General features: G+C 66.6%; 15 protein-coding genes. 11 read left to right on the top strand and 4 right to left on the bottom strand.

The features are described from left to right. Window positions 1-81 precede the first annotated feature (81 nt). The 10 genes from O3301_RS06730 (at window position 82) to O3301_RS06685 (ending at window position 11735) form a co-directional block, all read left to right on the top strand. Window positions 82-567 carry a sigma-70 family RNA polymerase sigma factor gene (locus O3301_RS06730; protein WP_289903810.1) on the top strand — a complete coding sequence of 162 codons (486 nt, stop codon included), beginning with the start codon at window positions 82-84 and terminating at the stop codon, window positions 565-567. Between the two features lie 8 nt (window positions 568-575). Then, entirely contained in the window at window positions 576-1655 is a 1080-nt protein-coding gene (locus tag O3301_RS06725) for a FecR family protein (protein ID WP_305055962.1), read from the top strand. 91 nt (window positions 1656-1746) lie between these two features. Continuing rightward, on the top strand, window positions 1747-4143 hold the full coding sequence (locus tag O3301_RS06720) for a TonB-dependent receptor (protein WP_305055961.1): 2397 nt from the start codon (window positions 1747-1749) through the stop codon (window positions 4141-4143). Window positions 4144-4520: 377 nt separating this feature from the next. After that, window positions 4521-5267 carry a DUF4198 domain-containing protein gene (locus tag O3301_RS06715; protein WP_289916938.1) on the top strand — a complete coding sequence of 249 codons (747 nt, stop codon included), beginning with the start codon at window positions 4521-4523 and terminating at the stop codon, window positions 5265-5267. A 2-nt stretch (window positions 5268-5269) separates the two neighbouring features. After that, the gene (locus O3301_RS06710; protein WP_251350631.1) at window positions 5270-5608 is read left to right on the top strand and encodes a DUF3649 domain-containing protein; all 339 of its coding nucleotides are present in this window, start codon (window positions 5270-5272) and stop codon (window positions 5606-5608) included. Beyond that, window positions 5605-7239: a PepSY domain-containing protein gene (locus tag O3301_RS06705; protein WP_305055960.1), complete on the top strand. Its 1635-nt coding sequence runs from the start codon at window positions 5605-5607 to the stop codon at window positions 7237-7239. Before O3301_RS06710 ends, O3301_RS06705 begins: the two co-directional genes overlap by 4 nt. Next, the gene (locus O3301_RS06700; RefSeq protein WP_305056383.1) at window positions 7239-7592 is read left to right on the top strand and encodes a DUF3325 domain-containing protein; all 354 of its coding nucleotides are present in this window, start codon (window positions 7239-7241) and stop codon (window positions 7590-7592) included. Before O3301_RS06705 ends, O3301_RS06700 begins: the two co-directional genes overlap by 1 nt. Window positions 7593-7714: 122 nt before the next feature. Then, a complete protein-coding gene (locus tag O3301_RS06695) occupies window positions 7715-8257 on the top strand; it encodes a sigma-70 family RNA polymerase sigma factor (RefSeq protein WP_305055959.1) in 543 nt (180 codons plus the stop codon). After that, window positions 8254-9207 carry a FecR domain-containing protein gene (locus O3301_RS06690; RefSeq protein ID WP_305055958.1) on the top strand — a complete coding sequence of 318 codons (954 nt, stop codon included), beginning with the start codon at window positions 8254-8256 and terminating at the stop codon, window positions 9205-9207. The genes O3301_RS06695 and O3301_RS06690 overlap by 4 nt, the downstream gene beginning before the upstream one ends. Before the next feature lie 77 nt (window positions 9208-9284). Then, window positions 9285-11735 (top strand): TonB-dependent receptor, encoded by a 2451-nt coding sequence (locus tag O3301_RS06685; protein WP_305055957.1) that lies wholly within the window; start codon window positions 9285-9287, stop codon window positions 11733-11735. Here O3301_RS06685 and O3301_RS06680 read toward each other — a convergent pair. After that, window positions 11726-13540 carry a bifunctional diguanylate cyclase/phosphodiesterase gene (locus O3301_RS06680; protein ID WP_289903795.1) on the bottom strand — a complete coding sequence of 605 codons (1815 nt, stop codon included), beginning with the start codon at window positions 13538-13540 and terminating at the stop codon, window positions 11726-11728. The genes O3301_RS06685 and O3301_RS06680 overlap by 10 nt on opposite strands. A 407-nt stretch (window positions 13541-13947) precedes the next feature. On the opposite strand from O3301_RS06680, the gene O3301_RS06675 reads away from it, so the two are divergent. Continuing rightward, on the top strand, window positions 13948-16113 hold the full coding sequence (locus O3301_RS06675; RefSeq protein ID WP_305055956.1) for a TonB-dependent siderophore receptor: 2166 nt from the start codon (window positions 13948-13950) through the stop codon (window positions 16111-16113). Here the strand turns inward: O3301_RS06675 and O3301_RS06670 are convergent. The 3 genes from O3301_RS06670 to O3301_RS06660 form a co-directional block, all read right to left on the bottom strand. Then, on the bottom strand, window positions 16110-17735 hold the full coding sequence (locus O3301_RS06670) for a methyl-accepting chemotaxis protein (RefSeq protein WP_251350624.1): 1626 nt from the start codon (window positions 17733-17735) through the stop codon (window positions 16110-16112). The genes O3301_RS06675 and O3301_RS06670 overlap by 4 nt on opposite strands. A gap of 229 nt (window positions 17736-17964) precedes the next feature. Further along, a complete protein-coding gene (locus tag O3301_RS06665; RefSeq protein ID WP_305055955.1) occupies window positions 17965-18537 on the bottom strand; it encodes a cytochrome b in 573 nt (190 codons plus the stop codon). Then, window positions 18521-19180 carry a TetR/AcrR family transcriptional regulator gene (locus tag O3301_RS06660; RefSeq protein ID WP_305055954.1) on the bottom strand — a complete coding sequence of 220 codons (660 nt, stop codon included), beginning with the start codon at window positions 19178-19180 and terminating at the stop codon, window positions 18521-18523. Before O3301_RS06660 ends, O3301_RS06665 begins: the two co-directional genes overlap by 17 nt. Window positions 19181-19204: the final 24 nt, after the last annotated feature.

Below are 19204 nucleotides of genomic sequence, written 5' to 3'. Positions count from 1 at the left end.
GCACCACATCCCGGCATGACATATAATGAGAATCATTCTCATATGCGGCATTCCTGGCTGCGGACTCATACATCGGACGCCGTGGTTGCACGCTATTACCAAGAACTGTTGAACTTTTGCTGGCGCAGCTTGCGCAACCGCGAGGCCGCTGCCGACCTGGTGCAGGAAAGCTATGCGCGCGTGCTGGGTGAAGCGGCCGTGCGCGAACCGCGCGCGCTGCTGTACCGCACGGCGCGCAACTTGCTGATCGACAAGCACCGCCGCGCCGCCTTGCGCCAGCACGAGGAGCTCGACGCCCTGCCGGAGGCCGCGCATCCGGCCGCCCCCCGTCATCTGCAGCCGGAACAGGCGCTGGAAAGCAGCCAGGACTGGCAAGCCTGCGTGGCCGCCATCGACGCCTTGCCGCCCCGCTGCCGCGACGCCTTCGTGCTGCACGTGTTCGAGGAATTGCCGCACGCGCAAATCGCCGCGCGCATGGGCATTTCCGTGAGCATGGTGGAAAAACATATCGCGCGCGGCATGCTCAGTTGCCAGGCGCAGTTGCATTCTTTGCGGGAAGCCACATAATGGCGCCCATGACCGCCCACTCGCCCCGCCATGATTTCGGCCCCTCTGCCCAGGAGCAGGCGGACTTGCGCGAGTACGCCGACTTTGCCGCCACACAAGATGACGTGGCGCTGGCGGCCGCCACCTGGTTCAGCCGGCACGGCAACCTCGATGCGCAGGGCCAGTCGGCGTTTGCCGCCTGGCTGGCGGCCGATGCGCTGCACGCGCAGACATATGCGCAGCTGCAGCAGACCCACCGCGCAGCACGGCGGATTCCCGCGCAAGTCGCCGCGCGCTGGGCGGTGCCCCCGGCTGCGGCGCCATTGCCGCGCCGCCCGTTTCTGCGCTCCCTGCCGTATGCGGCCGCCGCCATGCTGCTGCTGAGCGTGGGCGCGGGCGGCTACCAGTGGTGGCAACAGCAAGCCGTGTTCAGCCAGTCATATGCCACCGTGCGCGGCCAGCGCCTGGCCGTCGCGCTGCCCGACGGCAGCCAGCTGCAGCTCGATACGGCCACGCAACTGCACGTCACCCTGTACCGCCAGCGGCGCGAAGTGCGCCTGGCGCACGGCGAAGCGCTGTTCCAGGTGCAATCGAAGCAGGGCCAGCCCTTCGACGTGCTCAGCGGTCCCTTGACAGTGACGGTGGTAAGCACGCAGTTTTCCGTGCGCAATACCCTCGAACACGACGGCAAGCTGCGCGTGGCCGTGCAGCATGGCCAGGTGCGCGTGGCGGGTGCACGGCAAGACCGGGTCGACCTGCGGGCCGGCCAGGGCGTCAGCAGCGATGCCAGCGGCCGCCTGTCTGCCATCGCCAGCCTGGCCCCGGGCAGCGTGGCGTCGTGGCGCGACGGCAGGATCACCTTCGACAATGTGCCGCTGGGCGCGGCGCTGGCCGAGTTCGAACGCTATGGCGACACGGGCTTCGTCGTGCGCGATCCCGCCGTCGCCAGGCTGCGCATCGGCGGCAGCTTCAGCCTGACCCAGCTGGACCGTTTCGCCGCAGCCCTGCCGCAGCTCTTGCCCGTGCAGATCGTGCGCAGCGGCACCGTCAGCACCATCGGCATGGCGCCGAAAGCCGCCGCGCAGGCACCGGCCATGCAACTGCAATAAATGAAAATAATTCGCATTCGCAGGTGAGGGTTTTCTCCGCTGCCGCGTCTACCAAGTTAATCGACAATAAATTAACCTGGAGAAATGCAACATGTGGTCCCCCCGCCTCAATCTGACACCCGCTCCCCTCGCCCTGGCCGCCATGCTGGCCTTGGGCAACATCCCCCTGGCACAGGCGCAAACCTTGTCCCCCGTCAAACTGGCCATCGCCGCCCAACCGCTGGGGCAAGCCCTGAATGAGCTGGCACGGCAAGCCAATCTGCAACTGCTGTTTGCGCCGGAACTGGTGGCCGGCAAGACGGCGCCTGCCGTCAGCGGCACCCTCAGCGTGGCCGACAGCCTGGAACGCCTGCTGGTCGGCAGCGGCCTGGCCGCCAGCATCGACGGCAACAGCGTCATCATCCGCCCCGCGCCCGCCGCCACGGGCAAGGTGGCGACCCTGGCGGAAATCACCGTCAGCGCGCGCCAGGACGCGACCATCGATACCGAGCTGACGAAGTCGTATGCGGCGCAAGCGGTGAGCATCGGCAAGGGCCGGCAAAGCCTGCGCGACATTCCCCAGTCCGTCTCCGTGCTGACGCGCCAGCAGCTGAACGACCAGAATTTGCTGAGCCTGGACGACGCCATGCGCGGCGTGACGGGCATCACCGTCGAAGCGAGCAGCACGGGCGGCAACCACGGCAATTTTTACTCGCGCGGCCATGCGCTTGACTCGGTGCAGGTCGATGGCGTGATGACGCCCGCCAGCACGGGTAACGACCTGTCGGCCGGCTACGGCCTGGCCATCTATGACCGCGTGGAAGTGCTGCGCGGCCCCGCCGGCCTGTTCCAGGGCGCGGGCGACCCGGGCGGCACCATCAACCTGGTGCGCAAGCGGGCGCGCGACACCTTCGCCGCCAGCGGCGTGCTCAGCGCGGGTTCCTGGGACCGCTACTATGCGGAAGCGGACGTCACCGGCCCCCTGAGCGCGGATGGCAAGGTGCGCGGCCGCCTGGTGGCCGCCTATGAACACCGGCGCTCCTTCGTCGACCACGTGTATGCGGAAAAACCGCTGCTGTACGGCACCGTGGCCATCGACGTGGCGCCGGGCACCGTGCTGACGGGCGGCGTCACCTGGCAGGAATACAAGGGCCGTCCCGCCTTCGGCCTGCCCGCCTATGAAGACGGGCGCCTGCTCGACGTGCCCCGCTCGACCTACCTGGACCCGGCCTGGAACCACATCACGGAAAAGGTCACGGAATATTTTGCCGAACTCGATCACAAGCTGGGCAACGGCGGCCAGTTCAAGGTGACCGCCCTGTCCCGCGAACAGGACGAACCATCGCGCCATTTCGGCTGGTCCGATTGTTCGGCAGACCCTGTCACGGGCGACAGCTGCCTGATCACCTGGAGCTACCGCAGCCACTGGAAGACGCAGGGACTCGATGCTTACCTGGCCACGCCCTTCCAGGCGTTCGGCCGTAGCCACGACCTGATCGTGGGCGCCGACTACCGCCAGGTGCACAAGAATTTCCGCTACGGCGGCGGCAAGGACACCCCGATCAACATCTTCCATCCGGATAACAATATCCCCCAGCCCAGCTACACTTTTACTGACGGCAACGACAACCGCACCAAACAGTTCGGCCTGTATGCGCGCACCCGCCTGCAGGCAACGGACCGGCTGGCCGTCAACCTGGGCGGGCGCCTGACGCACCGGAACAACCATACCATCAGCCGCAATACGTATTTCAACCAGTTCACCGACGTCAGCAACACCATCAAGGCCAAGTTCACGCCGTACGCAGGCCTGGTCTATGAGCTCGACAAGCAGGTATCGGCCTACGGCAGCTACACGCGCATCTTCTCGCCCCAGACCACCACGGACGCAGCAGGCCAAACCCTGAAGCCGCGCACGGGCCAGCAATTCGAACTGGGCTTGAAGGCGGAGCTGTTCGACAAGAACGTCAATGCGCATGCGGCCCTGTTCCGCATGGAAGACGAGAACCGCGACATGCCCGATCCGGCCAACCCTCTGTTTTCCATCGGCGCCGGCAAGATGCGCAGCCAGGGCCTGGAAGCCGAGCTGAGCGGCAGCCCCCTGCCGGGCTGGAACATCACGAGCGGCTATTCCTACACCAGCACGCGCACCCTCGAAGGCAGCGATGACCAGAAAGCGCAACTGTATTCCTTCATCGCGCCACGCCATAACTTCAACCTGTGGACCAATTACCGGCTCGCCGGCGCGCTCGACAAGATCAGCGTGGGCGGCGGCTTGCGCAGCGTCAGCAGCATGTACCGCCTGAACGGGCCCGTGAAATTCGAACAGGGCCCCGTCACCACGGTGGGCTTGCAGGCGGGCTACCGCCTCAGTCCCACGCTGGAGCTGTCGTTGACGGTGAACAACCTGTTCGACAAAAAGTACTACACGCGCGTGTGGGCCGCGTATGGTTCCAACTTCTATGGCGAACCGCGCAACGCCATGCTGACCCTGCGCGGCCAGCTGTAAACTCCGCGCTCCCGCGCACGCACGGCCGCCGCGTCACTGCGGTGGCCGTGCGCGTTTACAACATCACACTCTTGCATGTCTCGCAACCTCGCACTATAATAAGAATAGTTCTCATTCACATTTGGATTCCATTCGGAGTCTGCATCTCGCATATCCCGCCTGCCATCGACCGGCCAGGACGGCATGGCCGATGCGCAGCTGGATGACACGCTGCGCCAGCCAGGCATCCCTGCCAAGCAAGCCTTCCCATATCGATAACGCAAAAAGGTCGTTTCATGGCGCGAGCACGTTCGCTGGCCGGCGCTGCCGCCGCCACTTTTCGGTACTTTGCACCGCTGCGACAACCACGTTTCTCACCACAAACTAAGGCATACACCATGCACCTCACTTCCATCGCGCGCCTCGGCGCCCTCGCCGCCGCCCTGCTGGGCGCGGCCCTCGTTTCCGGCGCGGCCAGCGCGCACCAGATCTGGCTGCAGCAGGACGGCAAGACGGCCAGCGTGTACTTCGGCGAATTCGGCGACAACCTGCGCGAAGCCTCGCCCGGCTTGCTGGACAAGTTCAGCATCAAGAACGTGACGTGGGTGTCCGCCAAGGGCGCGCAACCGTTGCAGGCGAGCAAGACAGCCGGCGCGTTCATCCTGAATGGCAAGGTGGGCGCCGGCGAAAGCATCATCGTCGAGGAAGACAACTACCCGTCGTGGGAAGAGAAAAAGGATGGCAAGGCCACGCGCACCGTGTGGGTCCCGGCCGCGCGCCTGGTCGCCGACGGCAAGGCGCAAGCGCCCGCGCTGACCCTGGACCTGGTGCCGACCGGCAAACCAGGCCAGTTCCAGGTCAGCTACCAGGGCAAGCCGCTGGCGCAAGCCAAGGTCAACGCCGTGGTGCAGTCGGGCTGGGGCAAGGAAGTGTGGAGCGATGCGCAAGGCCTGGTCAGCTTCCCGCTGCCATGGAAGGGCACCTATGTGCTGGAAGTGCAACACACGGACAAGACGGCCGGCCAGCGCGGCGCGCAAGCCTATGACAAGGCCATGTTCGTGACGACCCTGAGCCTGGTGCAGCCGCAGGGCGTGACGCCGCTGCCGGCCGGCCCGGCCCTGCCACCGAGCAAGGATCACGACTGACCATGCAAGCGCCAGCCACCACTGAAAAAATGCCGCGCCTGCGGCTCTCCGCCGGGGCCGTGTACCGCCTCGGCGTGGCTTCGCGCAGCGTGGCGGCCATCGTTGGCGGCTACGTGCTGGCCGCGCTGGTCACCATGCTGCTGTCGGTGAGCCTGCCCATGGCCCGCTCCGAAGCCGTCATGACGGCCACCCTGCTGTCGTTTGCCATCTATACCTGCGCCGTGATGTGGGTCTTCGCCACGCGCAGCGCCCTGCGCGCCTGGCTGGGCCTTCTGATTCCCGCCGCCGTCATCGCCGCCATCCTGCAGTGGATGGACGCACTATCCTGGAGTCTCGCATGAAAGAAGGTTTCCGCCAGTCGATGGCATGGCTGCACACCTGGTCCGGCCTGCTCGTCTGCTGGATCTTGCTGCTGGTGTTTTGCGCCGGCACGGCCAGCTACTACCGCAATGAAATCACCCTGTGGATGCAGCCCGAACTGCATGGCGCCGCCGCCAGCGAAGTGACGACGGAAGTGGCGGCCAAGGTCGCGCAACAGGCGATGGAGGAGCGGGCCACGGGCGCCACGCGCTGGTTCATCAGCCTGCCCGGCGAGCGCAATCCCGCCACGCAGCTGGGCTGGAGCAAACCGTCGCAACCGGGCGAAAAGAAACGCGGACGGCGCGGCAATTTTCATAGCGAAAAGGCCGACCCGGCCACGGGCGAAGTGCTGTCCAAGCCGCGCGAGACGCGGGGCGGCGAATTCCTCTACCGCCTGCATTTCGACCTGCACTACATGTCCGCCATCTGGGGCCGCTGGATCGTGGGCTTCTGCGCCATGTTCATGTTCGTCTCCATCATCAGCGGCATCGTCACGCACAAGCGCATCTTCAAGGACCTGTTTACCTTCCGGCCGAAGAAGGGCCAGCGCTCGTGGCTGGACGCGCACAACGTGACGGCCGTGCTGGCCCTGCCCTACCACATGATGATCACCTACACGGGCCTCGTCACCCTGATGTTCCTGTACATGCCGTCCGGCGCCACGGCCGCCTACAAGGGCGACCAGGATGCCTTCTTTGCCGAAGCCTTCCCGGGCCGCTCGGACGAGCGCAAGGCGGCCGGCGTGGCCGCGCCGCTGACGCCGTTCGCGCCCCTCGTGCGCCAGGCGGAACAGCACTGGGGCGGCGGCAAGGTCGAGCGCATCTCCGTGAATAATCCGGGCGACGCCAACGCCACCGTGACGCTGTCGCGCGCGTCCGGACGCGACATGTCGTCGAAGCAGCCGTCGCTGGAATTCGATGGCGTGTCCGGCAAGCTGCTGGCCACCGACGGCGACGCGCTGCCCGGCGCGGCGGCCACGCACGGCGTGATGTATGGCTTGCACATCGCCCGTTTCGGCGGACCGCTGCTGCGCGCGCTATTCTTCCTGTCCGGCCTGGCCGGCTGCGCCATGGTCGCCACGGGCGCCTTGCTGTGGGCCGTCAAGACGCGCCAGAAACAGGCCAAGGCGCTGGCCGCCGGCAAGCGCGCCAGCTTCGGCCTGCGCCTGGTGGAAGCGCTCAACATCGGCGCCATCGCCGGCATCCCGATCGCCTTCGGCGCCTATTTCTGGGCCAACCGCCTGCTGTCGGTGACGATGGAGGACCGGCCGCAGGAGGAAATCGCCTGCTTCTTCGGCGCCTGGGCCCTGGCCGCCATCATCGCCCAGCTGCGCCCGTCGCGCGCCATGTGGCGCATGCAGCTGGCCGCCGGCGCCTTCCTGCTGGCGTCGCTGCCCGTGCTGAACGTCTTCACCACCGAATCGCACCTGGGCGTGACCCTGTTCCTGGGCCGCGGCCCCGTGGCGGTGGCCGCCTTCGACCTGGTGGTGCTGGTGCTGGGCCTGGGCCTCGCGTATGCGGCGTTCAAATTGAAACCGCTGCCCGTGAAGGCGGCCAAGGCACACAAGGCAACGGATGCGGTAAAACCGGCGCAAACGATGGAGGCCGCGTGATGGAACTGTTAGCCAATTTCCTCGTCTTTGCCTTGTGCTACGCAGGCCTGTCCTCACTGTGCCTGGCGATGGACCGCCACTACGCCGACTTGCACGGACGCGGCGCCGAACCGCCCGCGCCGCTGCGCCGCAGCCTGCAGTGGACGGGGTGGCTGGCGCTGGCGACCGGCCTGGCCTGGGCCATGCACATCGCCGGCGGCGGCTACGGCCTCGTCTACTGGGTCGGCAGCCTGACGGGCTGCGGCTTGCTGCTGATCTGGCTGCTGCCCTACGCGCCGCACCAGGCCATGCGCCTGGCGCGCCTCATCGGCGGCGCGGCCGTGCTGGCCGCCATCGCGCTGGCCGTGCTGTAGCGGGACTGGCTGCGCCGCCACGCGACGGTCATGCGTGGCGGCGCAGCAACAGCGCATTGCGCCGCCACGCCCGCCGCGCTAAAATGAGAATAATTCTTATTTGCATTAAGGTTTTCCCCACCATGCCAGGCAGTCCGTTCGCGCCCTCTCCCCTGCTGCCCACGCAGCTGGAAAACCATTACCGCGCGCACCACGGCTGGCTGGCACACTGGCTGCAGCGGCGCCTGGGCAATGCTTTTGATGCCGCCGACCTGATGCAGGATACCTTCGCGCGCCTGCTGGCCGGCGCCCCGGCACAGCCGCAGACACCGGCCCTGCGCGCGCCGAAAGCCTACCTGGCCACCGTCGCCAAGCACCTGCTGATCAACCACTTGCGGCGCCAATCGCTGGAACGCGCGTGGCTGGCAGCGCTCGCTGCCCTGCCCGAACAGCATCTGCCATCGACCGAGCAGCGCGCGCAAATTCTGCAGGCGCTGCAAGCGGTCGATGCCATGCTCGACGGCCTGAAACCGAAGGTGCGCACCGTCTTCATCCTGGCGCAGATCGAAGGCCATGCCTATGCGGACATCGCCGCGCAACTGGGCATCGGCGAGCGCTCCGTGAAGCGCTACATGGCCGAGGCGCTGACCGAATGCGTGCTGCTGGCGCCGGATCTGCTGCCATGAGCGCGGCCGCTCCACCGTCTCCTCTGCTGTCGCGCAAGGTGGCGCGCCAGGCCGTCGAATGGTATTTGCTGGAGCAGTCGGGCCAGGCCACGCCGGACGACCTGGCCGCCAGTGCGCAGTGGCGCGCGCTCGACCCGGAACACGCGCGCGCCTGGAACAGGGTGCAGCAAGTGAGCCAGACCGCCGGTCTGCTGCCGCCGGAGCTGGCCGTGCCTGTGCTGCGCCGTCCGCAGCGCCGCGTGGCCGTGCAGCTGCTGCTGGCGCTGATGGCGGCGCCCGCCGCCTGGCTGCTGGCGCGCCACGAGATACTGGCCGATTATCGCAGCGGCGTGGGCGAGCGGCGCGACATATCCTTGCCCGATGGCGGCACCCTGGTGCTCAACACGGACAGCGCCGTCGATGTGGCGTATGGCCCCGACGAACGCCGTCTGACCCTGCGCCGCGGCGAAGTGCTGGTGCAGACGCGCCCCGACCACGCGGGCAGCCGCCCTTTCATCGTCGCCACCTGCCATGGGCGCATCCGCGCGCTGGGCACGCGCTTCACCGTGCGCGTCGACGACGACGGCAGCCGCGTGACGGTGCTCGAACACGCGGTGGAAATCACGCCGCGCGCGCCCTCGGCCACCGTCCGCACGCTCATGGCGCACCAGCAAGGCCGCTTCGACGCCAGCCACGCCAGCCTGCCCACGTCGGCGCCGCCGCAAGCCGACGCGTGGGCGCGCGGCATGCTGGCGGCGCAGGACATGCGCCTCGACGCCTTCGCCTTCGAACTGTCGCGCTACCGCCCCGGCCTGCTGCGCGTGGAACCGCAGGTGGCGGGCTTGCGCCTGTCGGGAGCCTTCCAGCTCGACGACACGGACGCCGTGCTGGACAGCCTGGCGCGCATGCTGCCCGTCGACGTGCTGTACCGCAGCCCGTACTGGGTCACCATCGCGGCCCGCAAAAAATAACTTACAAAATTGGCCCCTTTTTTCACCGCTGCCTGTCCTGTGAGTATTACAACGACACTCACCGGAAAGGCAAGACCATGCACCCTCCTCGTCTGACTCCCCTCGCGCGCGCCATCGGCAGCGCCGTGCTCCTGCTGTCGCTGGCGCAGGCGCCGGCCATGGCAGCCGATGCCGCCGCCGCGCCAGTTGCCGCGCAAACGGCCTTCAACGTGCCGGGCGGCGAGCTGTCCGCCGCCATCGCCAGCTTTGCCATCGAGGCGAAGGTGAGCGTGGGCGCGGCTGCCGAACTGCTGCAAGGCGTGCGCACGCCGGGCCTGAGCGGCAGCTACACGGTGCCGCAGGCGCTGGCCCGCCTGCTGGCCGGCACGGGCCTCGAAGCACTGCCCAGCGGGGAGCGCAGCTACGTGCTGCGCAAGTCGGGCGCTGCCTCGCCCACCGCGCCGATCGCCGCCACGCTGGGCGAAGTGGCTGTCAGCTCCAGCGCCCTGCGCGACGGCACCACGGAAGGCAAGCGCGGCTACGCGGGCCTGACCAGCGCCACGCGCCTGAACCTGTCGCTGCGCGAAACGCCGCAAGCCGTCAGCGTCATCACGCGCCAGCAGATCGAGGACCAGGGCTTGAAGACCCTGCAGGACGTGCTGCTGCAGGCGCCCGGCATCACGGTGGACCATTCGTCGAGCACGCGCGAATACGACCAGGTGTTTTCCCGCGGCTTCGAAGTCACGTCGTACATGTTCGACGGTATCCCGACCAGCAAGAGCCTGGAAGCGCGTACCTACGACATGGCCATCTACGACCGCGTCGAGGTCATCCGCGGCGCGACAGGCCTGATCAGCGGCACGGGCAGCCCGTCGGCCGCCATCAACCTGGTGCGCAAGCGCCCGGGCCGCACGTTTGCCGCCACGGCCGGCGCGCAGCTGGGATCATGGGACCGTTACCGCGTCGAGGGCGATGTCTCGACGCCCTTGACGGCGGACGGCAAGGTGCGCGCGCGCCTCGTCGCCGCGCATGAAGACCAGCGCTCGTTCATCGACCGCTACCAGCAGAAAAAGGACGTACTGTACGCCATCGTCGAAGCGGACCTGTCGCCTTCGACGGTGCTCAGCGCCGGCATCAACTACCAAAAGGAAAAGCTCAAGGGCGCGGGGCGCGAATTCCCCGTGTTCTACGCCGACGGCTCGCAAACCCATTTTCCCCGCTCGATGAACGGCACGGCTGCGTGGAGCACGTATGACCGCGAACAGAACATGCTGTTCGCCACGCTCGACCACTATTTCGACAACGACTGGATCGCCAAGGTGGCCGTCAGCCGCAGCAGCAACCAGTACGACGCCCTGCAGGGTTTTTCCGGCAACGGCTACCCGGACCGCGTGACGGGCGGCGGCATGAAGCTGTGGCTGGCCAACTGGCACAGCAAGCCACAACAGACCTCGCTCGACGCGTACGTGAGCGGCCCGTTCCAGGCCTTCGGCCGCAAGCATGAACTGGTGCTGGGCGTGAGCGCCTCGGAACTCAAGACGAATGGCCCCATCTACCCGAACTGGCGCCTCGACGGCTACGACTACACGGTGCCGGATATCCACGCCTGGCATGGCGCCATGCCGGTGCCCGACTACAGCGACACGCGCCTGGGCTCCTCGTACGACAGGGAGCGGGAAAGCGGCGTGTATTCGACCCTGCGCCTGCGCCCGACGGACGCGCTGTCGGTGATTGTCGGGGCGCGGCTGTCGTACTGGAAGCGCGACATCCGCAGCGATTATTTCAACGACACGGACCTGTACGACGCCATGCGCGAAAACAGCAAGATCACGCCGTATGCGGGCCTGGTCTACGACCTGGGCCAGCACTGGTCGGCCTACGCCAGCTACACCAGCATCTTCACGCCGCAAAGCCAGCGCGACGTCAACAGCCGCTTCCTGGCGCCGCTGGAAGGCAAGAACTACGAAGTGGGCGCCAAGGGCGAATTCTTCGGCGGCAAGCTCACCACCAGCGCGGCCCTGTTCCAGCTGAAGCAGGAAAACCTGGCCGAAGCCGATCCGGGCAACATCTGGATCATCGGCACGGGCGGCGGCTCCTACGCCTATCACACGGTGAAGGGCGCCACCACGCGCGGCGTCGAGGTGGAAGTATCGGGCCAGCTGCGCCCCGACTGGCAGCTGACGGCCAGCTATGCGTATAGCCGCATCCGCAACGCCGCCGGCGAGCGCATCCAGACCAACCAGCCGCAGAACATGGCCAAGCTGTGGACCACGTGGCGCCTGGCGCAGGGCGTGCCTGGCCTGGTGCTGGGCGGCGGCGTGAACTGGCAGAGCGATATCTACATGGACGACCGCGGGCCGAACGGCGAACGCTTCACGCAGAAGGCGTATGCCGTGGCGGGACTGATGGCGCAGTACCAGGTCACGCCGCAGCTGATGGCGACCCTGAACGTGAACAACGTCTTCGACAAGAAGTACTACTCGACGGGCATGGGCGGCTACTATGGCGATCCGCGCAACGCCATGCTGTCGCTGCGCTATCAGTTCTGAATGGCTTCGCTGCTTTTGAGCAGCACCTCGATGCCCTCGGGCGCCATGGCGCGGCCCAGGAAATAGCCAAACGCCTCGTCGCAGCCCATCTCGGCCAGCAGTTCCAGCTGCTCGCCGCTTTCCACCCCGCCGGCGATGGTGCGCAATCCCAGCGTGCGCGCCATCGCCACGATGGCACGCACCATGGCGCCGTCGCCGCCCGGCTTGCCCACGTCGTCGACGAAGCATTTTTCGATCTTCACGGCATCCGTGGGAAAGCGCTTCAGGTAATTGAGCGAAGCGTCGCCCGTGCCGAAATCGCTGATGGCGATCGCCATGCCCAGCTGGCGGAACTGGCGCAATATCAGTTCGCAATTCTGGTTGCGGTCGATCAGGATGCCGGCGGCGATTTCCAGCTCGATGCAATGCCCCGGCACGCCGGCCGCTTCCAGCGCGGCGGCGAAATTGCGCGCGATGTCGCGCTGGTAGAACTGGCGCGCCGACAGGCTGACGGACACCGTCAGCATCTGCCCCTGCGCGATCCACCTGCGCGCCTGTTCCACCGCCGTGGCCATCACCCACGCTCCCACCGGCAGGATCAGGGCGATTTCCTCCAGCACCGGTAAAAAGTCGAGCGGCATCATCAAGCCCAGCTCCGGGTGCTTCCAGCGCAGCAGCGCCTTCACGCCCGTGATCGTGCGCGTCTTCAAGTCCATGCGCGGCTGGTAGAACAGGGCGAATTCATTGCGTTCGAGCGCGTGGCGCAAGGCCGTCTCGAGGATGGTGCGCGAATACGATTGCGTCTGCATGCGCGGCGCGTAGCGCAGGCAGGTGCCGGGCGCGTGGCGCTTGGCCGCATACATGGCCAGGTCGGCCTTTTCGATCAGCGCATTGACGTCGTCGTCATCGTCCGGGTACAGGGCCACGCCCACGCTGGCCGCCACCGACAGGCTGTATTCGCCGATGACGAAGGGGGCGGCGATGGCGCCGACGATTTTCTCGGCCACCCGCTCGGCATCGTGCGCCGTGCGCAATTCCGTCAGCAGGATGATGAATTCGTCGCCGCCCTGGCGCGCCACCGTGTCGACCTTGCGCACGCACTGCTGCACCCGGCGCGCGAACTCCGTCAGCACCTGGTCGCCCACGTCGTGCCCCAGGCTGTCGTTGATGGATTTGAAGCGGTCGATATCGACGAACAGCACCGCCAGCAACGCCTGGTGGCGGCGCGCGTAGGCGATGCCGTGCTCGAAGCGGATCTGGAAATGCAGCCGGTTCGGCAAGCCCGTCAAGCCGTCGTGGTGGGCGATGAATTCCAGCTGCTGCTCGGCGCGCCGGCGCGCCGACACATCGTGCAGCAGCAGCACCGCACCGCCCTGCGCCAGCGGTGCGCAGCTGTACTGCACGTCGATGCGCTTGCCGTCGAGATGGCGCAGCAGAACGGCGCCGCGTGCCACTTCCAGCACTTCCTGCTGCGCCACGCAGTCGCGCACCTGGCGCGCCGCATCGATGGGCGTGCCGTCATGGAACAGCGGCAGCAGCTGCGTCACGGGCTGGCCCAGGCCATCGTTGCCCAGCAGCCCGCCCATGGCGCTGGCGCGGGGATTCAGGTAGCGCACCACGCCAGCGTGGTCGGTGCCGACGACGGCCGCCGGCAAGGCGTGCAGCAGCGCCAGCGCATCTGCCATGCGCTGCGCCTGCGCCGCCTGCAGCACCACGCCTGTCGCATGGCGCAGGCGCCACGTGCGCGCCGCCTGCCACTGGCAGGCCAGCAGCACGCTCAGCATCACGGCCAGGGTCAGGCACAGCGCCAGCAGCAGCGTCGTCATGCGTCACCCGGCAGGCAAGAGGTGGAAGACATGCTTTTCCTTTGCAACGCGCGCCATGCGGCCAGGCGCAGAACCATGCGGAAAGGAAATAATATAAGAATTCCGGCGCGATATTTGCCTGATCGGGCGCCGCTTGACTGGTGTCAATCACGGCGGGGCGTGATCACTGTTGCAATCCTCCCACAGACAATCTCACCAATTATTGCAACAATTGCTGCGCAACACTAAAATGAGAATGATTCTCATTCTTGGGAGTCAACTCCATTCATCTGAGTCCCTGCGCCCACGCCAGGACCGCAGCGGCATGGCCAGGCAAGCCAGGCGCAACACTCCCCCAGCGACGCATATTTTGAAACAGGCATCCGCCTGCTTCATCCACCACATCATCGCGACACCGGGAGTAATCAATGACAATACACAGCGCACAGCGAAAGGCCGCCGCGTTGGCGCCGACCCTCATGGCCGCGGCCATTCTCGGCACCTTGGGTGCACCAGCCCATGGCCAGACGCAGCAGCAGGAACAGAATCTGCCCGAGGTGCGTGTCAACGCGCAGGCCGCCTCGGCCACCACAGAAGGCAACGGCTCCTACACCAGCGGCAGCATGAACGCGGCCACGCGCCTGAACCTGTCCGTGCGCGAGACACCGCAATCGGTCAGCGTCGTCACACGCCAGCAAATGGACGACATGAATATCCGCTCGGTCGAGGACATCGCCAATATCACGCCGGGTCTGAGCCTGAACAAGGGCGCCACCGAGCGGGCCAGCTTTTATTCGCGCGGTTTCTCGATCAGCAATTTCACGGAAGACGGCCTGACCATGTCGGCCGACGGCGACACCCTGGGTTTCGCTACCCTGGCCATGTACGACCGGGTCGAAATCCTGCGCGGCGCGGCCGGCATGCTCAATGGCGTGGGCAACCCGTCGGGCACGATGAATTTCGTGCGCAAGCGCCCCACGGCGCAGAACGAGGTGTCGCTCACGGGCAGCATCGGCCGCTACAACGACTACCGCGGCGAAGTCGATGCGCGCGGCGCACTGAACCAGGCGGGCAGCCTGCGCGGGCGCGCCGTGGCCGCCTACCAGGATACCGACACGTTCATCTCGAACTACCGCCACAAGCGCGCCCTGCTCTACGCCACCGCCGATGCCGACCTGTCGCGCGACACGACCCTGAGCGTGGGCTTTCACGTCAACGACGAGCGCAATCCCGGCTCCACGTGGTACGGCTTGCCAACGGCGCTCGACGGCAGTTTCCTGCCGCTCGACCGCTCGGCCAGCAACGCGCCCGACTGGACCTTCTGGAACAAGAAAAACACGCGCCTGTTCGCCGAACTCGAACACCGGCTGGGCGACGGCTGGAAGGTCAAACTGGCGGCGCAGGCGCTGCAGGACGAACTCGACTCCGTCGTCACGGGCATCGCCCGCGTGCCGAAGACGAATCTGTTCCGCCTCAGCGCGGCCAACGCCTTTGTCTACGACCGCCAGCAGCGCATTGTCGATGCGCAGGCAGCCGGCCCTTTCAGCCTGCTGGGCCGCCGCCATGAAATCGTCTTCGGCGCCAACTACCGCACGCGCGATACCGAGGACAAGGGCTACAAGTCGGTCCCCGACTACAGCTACACCTTCAACCCCGTGCGCTGGGATACGGGAGCGCCCGTGAAACCCGCGATCGGCACGTTCTATTATGGCCAGGACAGCAAGACGAAACAGACGGGCGTCTACACGACGGCCCGCTTCAGCCTGGCCGATCCGCTGGCCCTGCTGGTGGGCGGCCGTGTCGACTGGTACGACTATCGCGCCATCAACACGTTGTCGGGCGCGCGCTCCGGCTACAAGGTGAGCCGGGAAGTCACGCCATATGCCGGCTTGGTGTACGACGTCGACGCCCACCATTCGCTGTACGGCAGCTGGACCAGCATCTTCAATCCGCAAAGCGCCGTCGACAGGAATGGCGTGCTGCTCGATCCCGTCACGGGCATCAACATGGAAGCGGGCGTGAAGGGCGAATACTTCGGCGGCGCGTTGAACGCCTCGGCGGCCGTGTTCCGCATCGTGCAAAAGAACCTGGCGACCGCGCTGCCGCTGACGCAGTGCGGTCCCGGCCTGCTGTCTTGCTCCGAGGCGGCCGGTGAAGTGCGCAGCGACGGGTTTGAACTGAGCGTGTCCGGCGCGTTGACGCCGCGCTGGCAGGTGAGCGCGGGCTTTACCTACAACACGGCCGAATATGCCAAGGCGCAAGGCAGCAATGCCGTCGGCGCGCGCTATGCGGCCGAGCGCCCCAGCCGCCTGCTGCGCCTGTCCACCAGCTATCGCCTGTCCGATGCATGGCGCGTCGGCGGCGCGCTACGGGCGCAGAACCAGATCTACAAGACCAACAGCGCCATCCGCCAGGGCGGCTACGCGGTGGCCGACCTGAACGCGGGCTGGCAAGTGAGCCGCCAGCTCGACGTGCGCCTGAGCGTGACCAACGTCTTCGACCGCAGCTACTACCAGGCCATCAGCAGCATCGACAGCGGCAATGCATTCGGCGATCCGCGCAGCGCCGTGCTGACGGCGAAGTACACGTTTTAAGCCAGCGCCAGCCTGCCCGGCTTCAGTTCCGGCGTCGACGCCAGCGCCGGCGCCGCATGCAGCTTGAAGATGCTGACGGCGTCGGCCAGGCTGGCCGCCTGCTGCTGCAGCGCGTCCGCGGCGGCGGCGGCCTGCTCCACCAGGGCCGCGTTCTGCTGCGTCACGCCATCCATCTGGCTGATGGCGATGCTGATCTGTTCGATGCCGTCGCGCTGCTCCACGCTGGCCACGGCGATCTCGCCGATGATGGCGTTGACGCGCTGCACGCTGCTCACCACGTCATCCATCGTGCGCCCCGCCTGGCCGGCCAGCACGCTGCCCTCTTCCACCGTGCGCACGGATTCGCCGATCAACTGCTTGATTTCCATGGCCGCTGCGGCCGAGCGTTGCGCCAGGTTGCGCACTTCCGTCGCCACGACGGCGAAGCCGCGTCCCTGCTCGCCCGCGCGCGCCGCTTCCACGGCCGCATTCAGGGCCAGGATATTCGTCTGAAAGGCGATGCCGTCGATGACGGCGATGATGTCGACGATGCGCTTCGACGAGGCATTGATATGGCTCATGGTCTGCACCACCTGCGCCACGGCCTCGCCGCCGCGCTGCGCCACGTCGGAAGCGCCGCCGGCCAGCTGGCGCGCCTGGTCCGCGTTGTCGTTATTCTGCCGCACGGTGGACGTCAGCTCGATCATCGAGGCGGCCGTTTCTTCCAGCGAGCTGGCTTGCTCCTCCGTGCGCGAGGACAGGTCCATATTGCCGCTGGCGATTTCAGCGGACGCCGTGGCGATGGCGTCCGTGCCGGCGCGCACGCGTCCCACGATGGCGGCCAGGTTGCCGCTCATCGCTTTCAAGGCGCGCAGCAGGTCGCCGATTTCATCGCGGCTGCCGTCGGCCACCACGGCGCGCAAGTCGCCGGCCGCCACCTGCTGGGCGATGCCGACGGCCGCGCCCAGCGGCACCGTGATGCTGCGGATCAGCCACCACACCGTGATGGAGCCCACGACCAGGGTCACCAGCACGGTGGCCAGCATGGCGATGCTGGCGCTGCGGTGCGCGGCATCATCCTGCTCCTTCATCTGCGCCATCAGGGCGTGTGACTGCTTGCCGATGGCCGTGACGATGGCGTCGATCTGGCGCGTCGGTTCGCGGTCCATGCCCTTGACCAGCGCATCGACGGCCTGCGCGCTGTCGGCGCGCGCGCCGTCATACTTTTGCAGCGCCGCCAGGTAGCTCACGCCCAGCGCGTCGTGCGCCTGCAGCGCCTGCTCCACGGGTGCCGTGTCGAGTTTTAATGCGCCCATCATCGCCTGCAGGCTTTTCAATTCCTTGCGCGTCTGCGCACCGCTGGCGACAAACGCTTCGCGGTAGCGCTGGAAGGCGGCCGCATCGCCGCCGCGCAGCAGGATGTTTTTCCATTCCTGCACCTGGATCTTGAATTCCACCTGCGCGCTGCGCGCCGCGTCGACCGCTTCCGTCAGGGCCACGGAACGCTGCATGGCGTCCGCGCTGCGCGCACTGGCCGCATCGAGCGCGCTCCAGCCACGCGCGCCAACGAACACCAGCGCAAGAAAGAAGAAGGCGCCCAACAGACCCAGGCGGACGGAGATTTTCAGATTCGCGAGTTGCATGTGTTTCTCCCGGCGGCAAGAACAGGATGGCAACAAAGGCGCCACCAAAACTATCCAATTCTCACCAAATAGGGAAATCATGGGGCGCGCCCCGTGAAAAACCAAGCAGCGCTTTCGTTAGAGAAACACTTTCAACATAGAAACAACAAATTACAGCGCAAGGTTGACTGGATGGTCATGATTTTCCGTCACCGTCATGGTCATCCGGGCAAGCTTGCCCGTACCCGCATCAAGGCAGCATGCGGGTCAGTACATCGTCCTTGCGCACGCGGTGATGGAACACGGCGGCCAGCACATGCAGGCCCACCACGCCCCAGGCTACCCATTTGCCCAGGAAGTGGTGCACGATATCCACCGGCGCCTCGAAGCTTTCCCAGGTCATGCCGAAAGTCGTCGCCATCGACTCGAACAACGCCGTATCGCGAAAGCTGGGCACGGTAAACAGGCCAAAGTCGGTATGCAGGCCCGTGCCCACGTAGCCGGTCAGGGGCAGCACGATCAGCAGGCCATACAAGCCCCAGTGCGCGGCATGCGCCAGCCTGTGCTCCAGCGCGGAGCCGGGCGGGTCCTGCGGCTGCACGTCGAGCAGCCGCCACGCCAGGCGCGGCAGCACCAGCGCGCCCACCAGCAAACCCAGCATCCAGTGCACGTTCAATACCGCCAGCGTACCGGGCGCCTCCTCGTCCAGAAACCAGATCACATAGTAGACAACGACATACGCGCCGACAAAGGCGCCGGCGCTGGTCCAGTGAAAGAACTTGGCGAGCGCACCAAAACGGTCGGCGTTATTTTTCCATTGCATGGGGCGGTTCCTGGGAAGTGAAAGCGGATGCGGGGTCGGCCAACAAGCCAGTGAGCAGCTTGTCGAGGGCGGCCAGCGACATGGCCAGCCGCGCGGGCGGGTCGCCATCGGCTTCGGCGATCCAGAAGGCCGCTTCGGTCACGGCGCCATACAGCATGCGGGCCGTCACGCCAGTATGCGCAGGCAGCGCCACGCCTTCATCGATCAGCCCCTGCAGCGCCGCCTGCAACGCGGCGATGCCGACGCTCTGGTGCGCCTGCGGCACGTCGCCGAACATGGCGCGCGCATCCTGCAGGATGATGCGGCGCAGTTCGGGCACCAGCGCCAGTTCCAGGTAGCCCTGGCAGCGGCGGCGAAACGCCTGCCACGAAGAGGGCGTGGCGTCCGCCATGGCTTGCAGGCGCTCGCCAACTTCGCCCTCGAGCTGATCGATCACGGCAAGCAGCAATTTTTCCTTGCTGCCGAAATGGTGGTACAGCGCGCCGCGGGTCAGGCCGGCGGCAGCCGTGAAATCATCCATCGAGGTATTCGCATAGCCCTGCTCGGCGAACGCATGGCGCGCCGCCGCCAGCAGCCGGGCGCGGGTTTCCTCGATCATGCTGCTGCGGCTGCGGCGCGGGGGTGATACGGTGGAGACGGGCATGGACAGTCCTTTCACATACGTAGC

The sequence above is a fragment of the Janthinobacterium sp. SUN211 genome (assembly GCF_030587315.1).
Taxonomy (GTDB): domain Bacteria; phylum Pseudomonadota; class Gammaproteobacteria; order Burkholderiales; family Burkholderiaceae_D; genus Janthinobacterium; species Janthinobacterium kumbetense.
The sequence above is the reverse complement of the archived record's forward strand: the minus strand, read 5'-3'. Positions and strand labels throughout refer to the sequence as shown.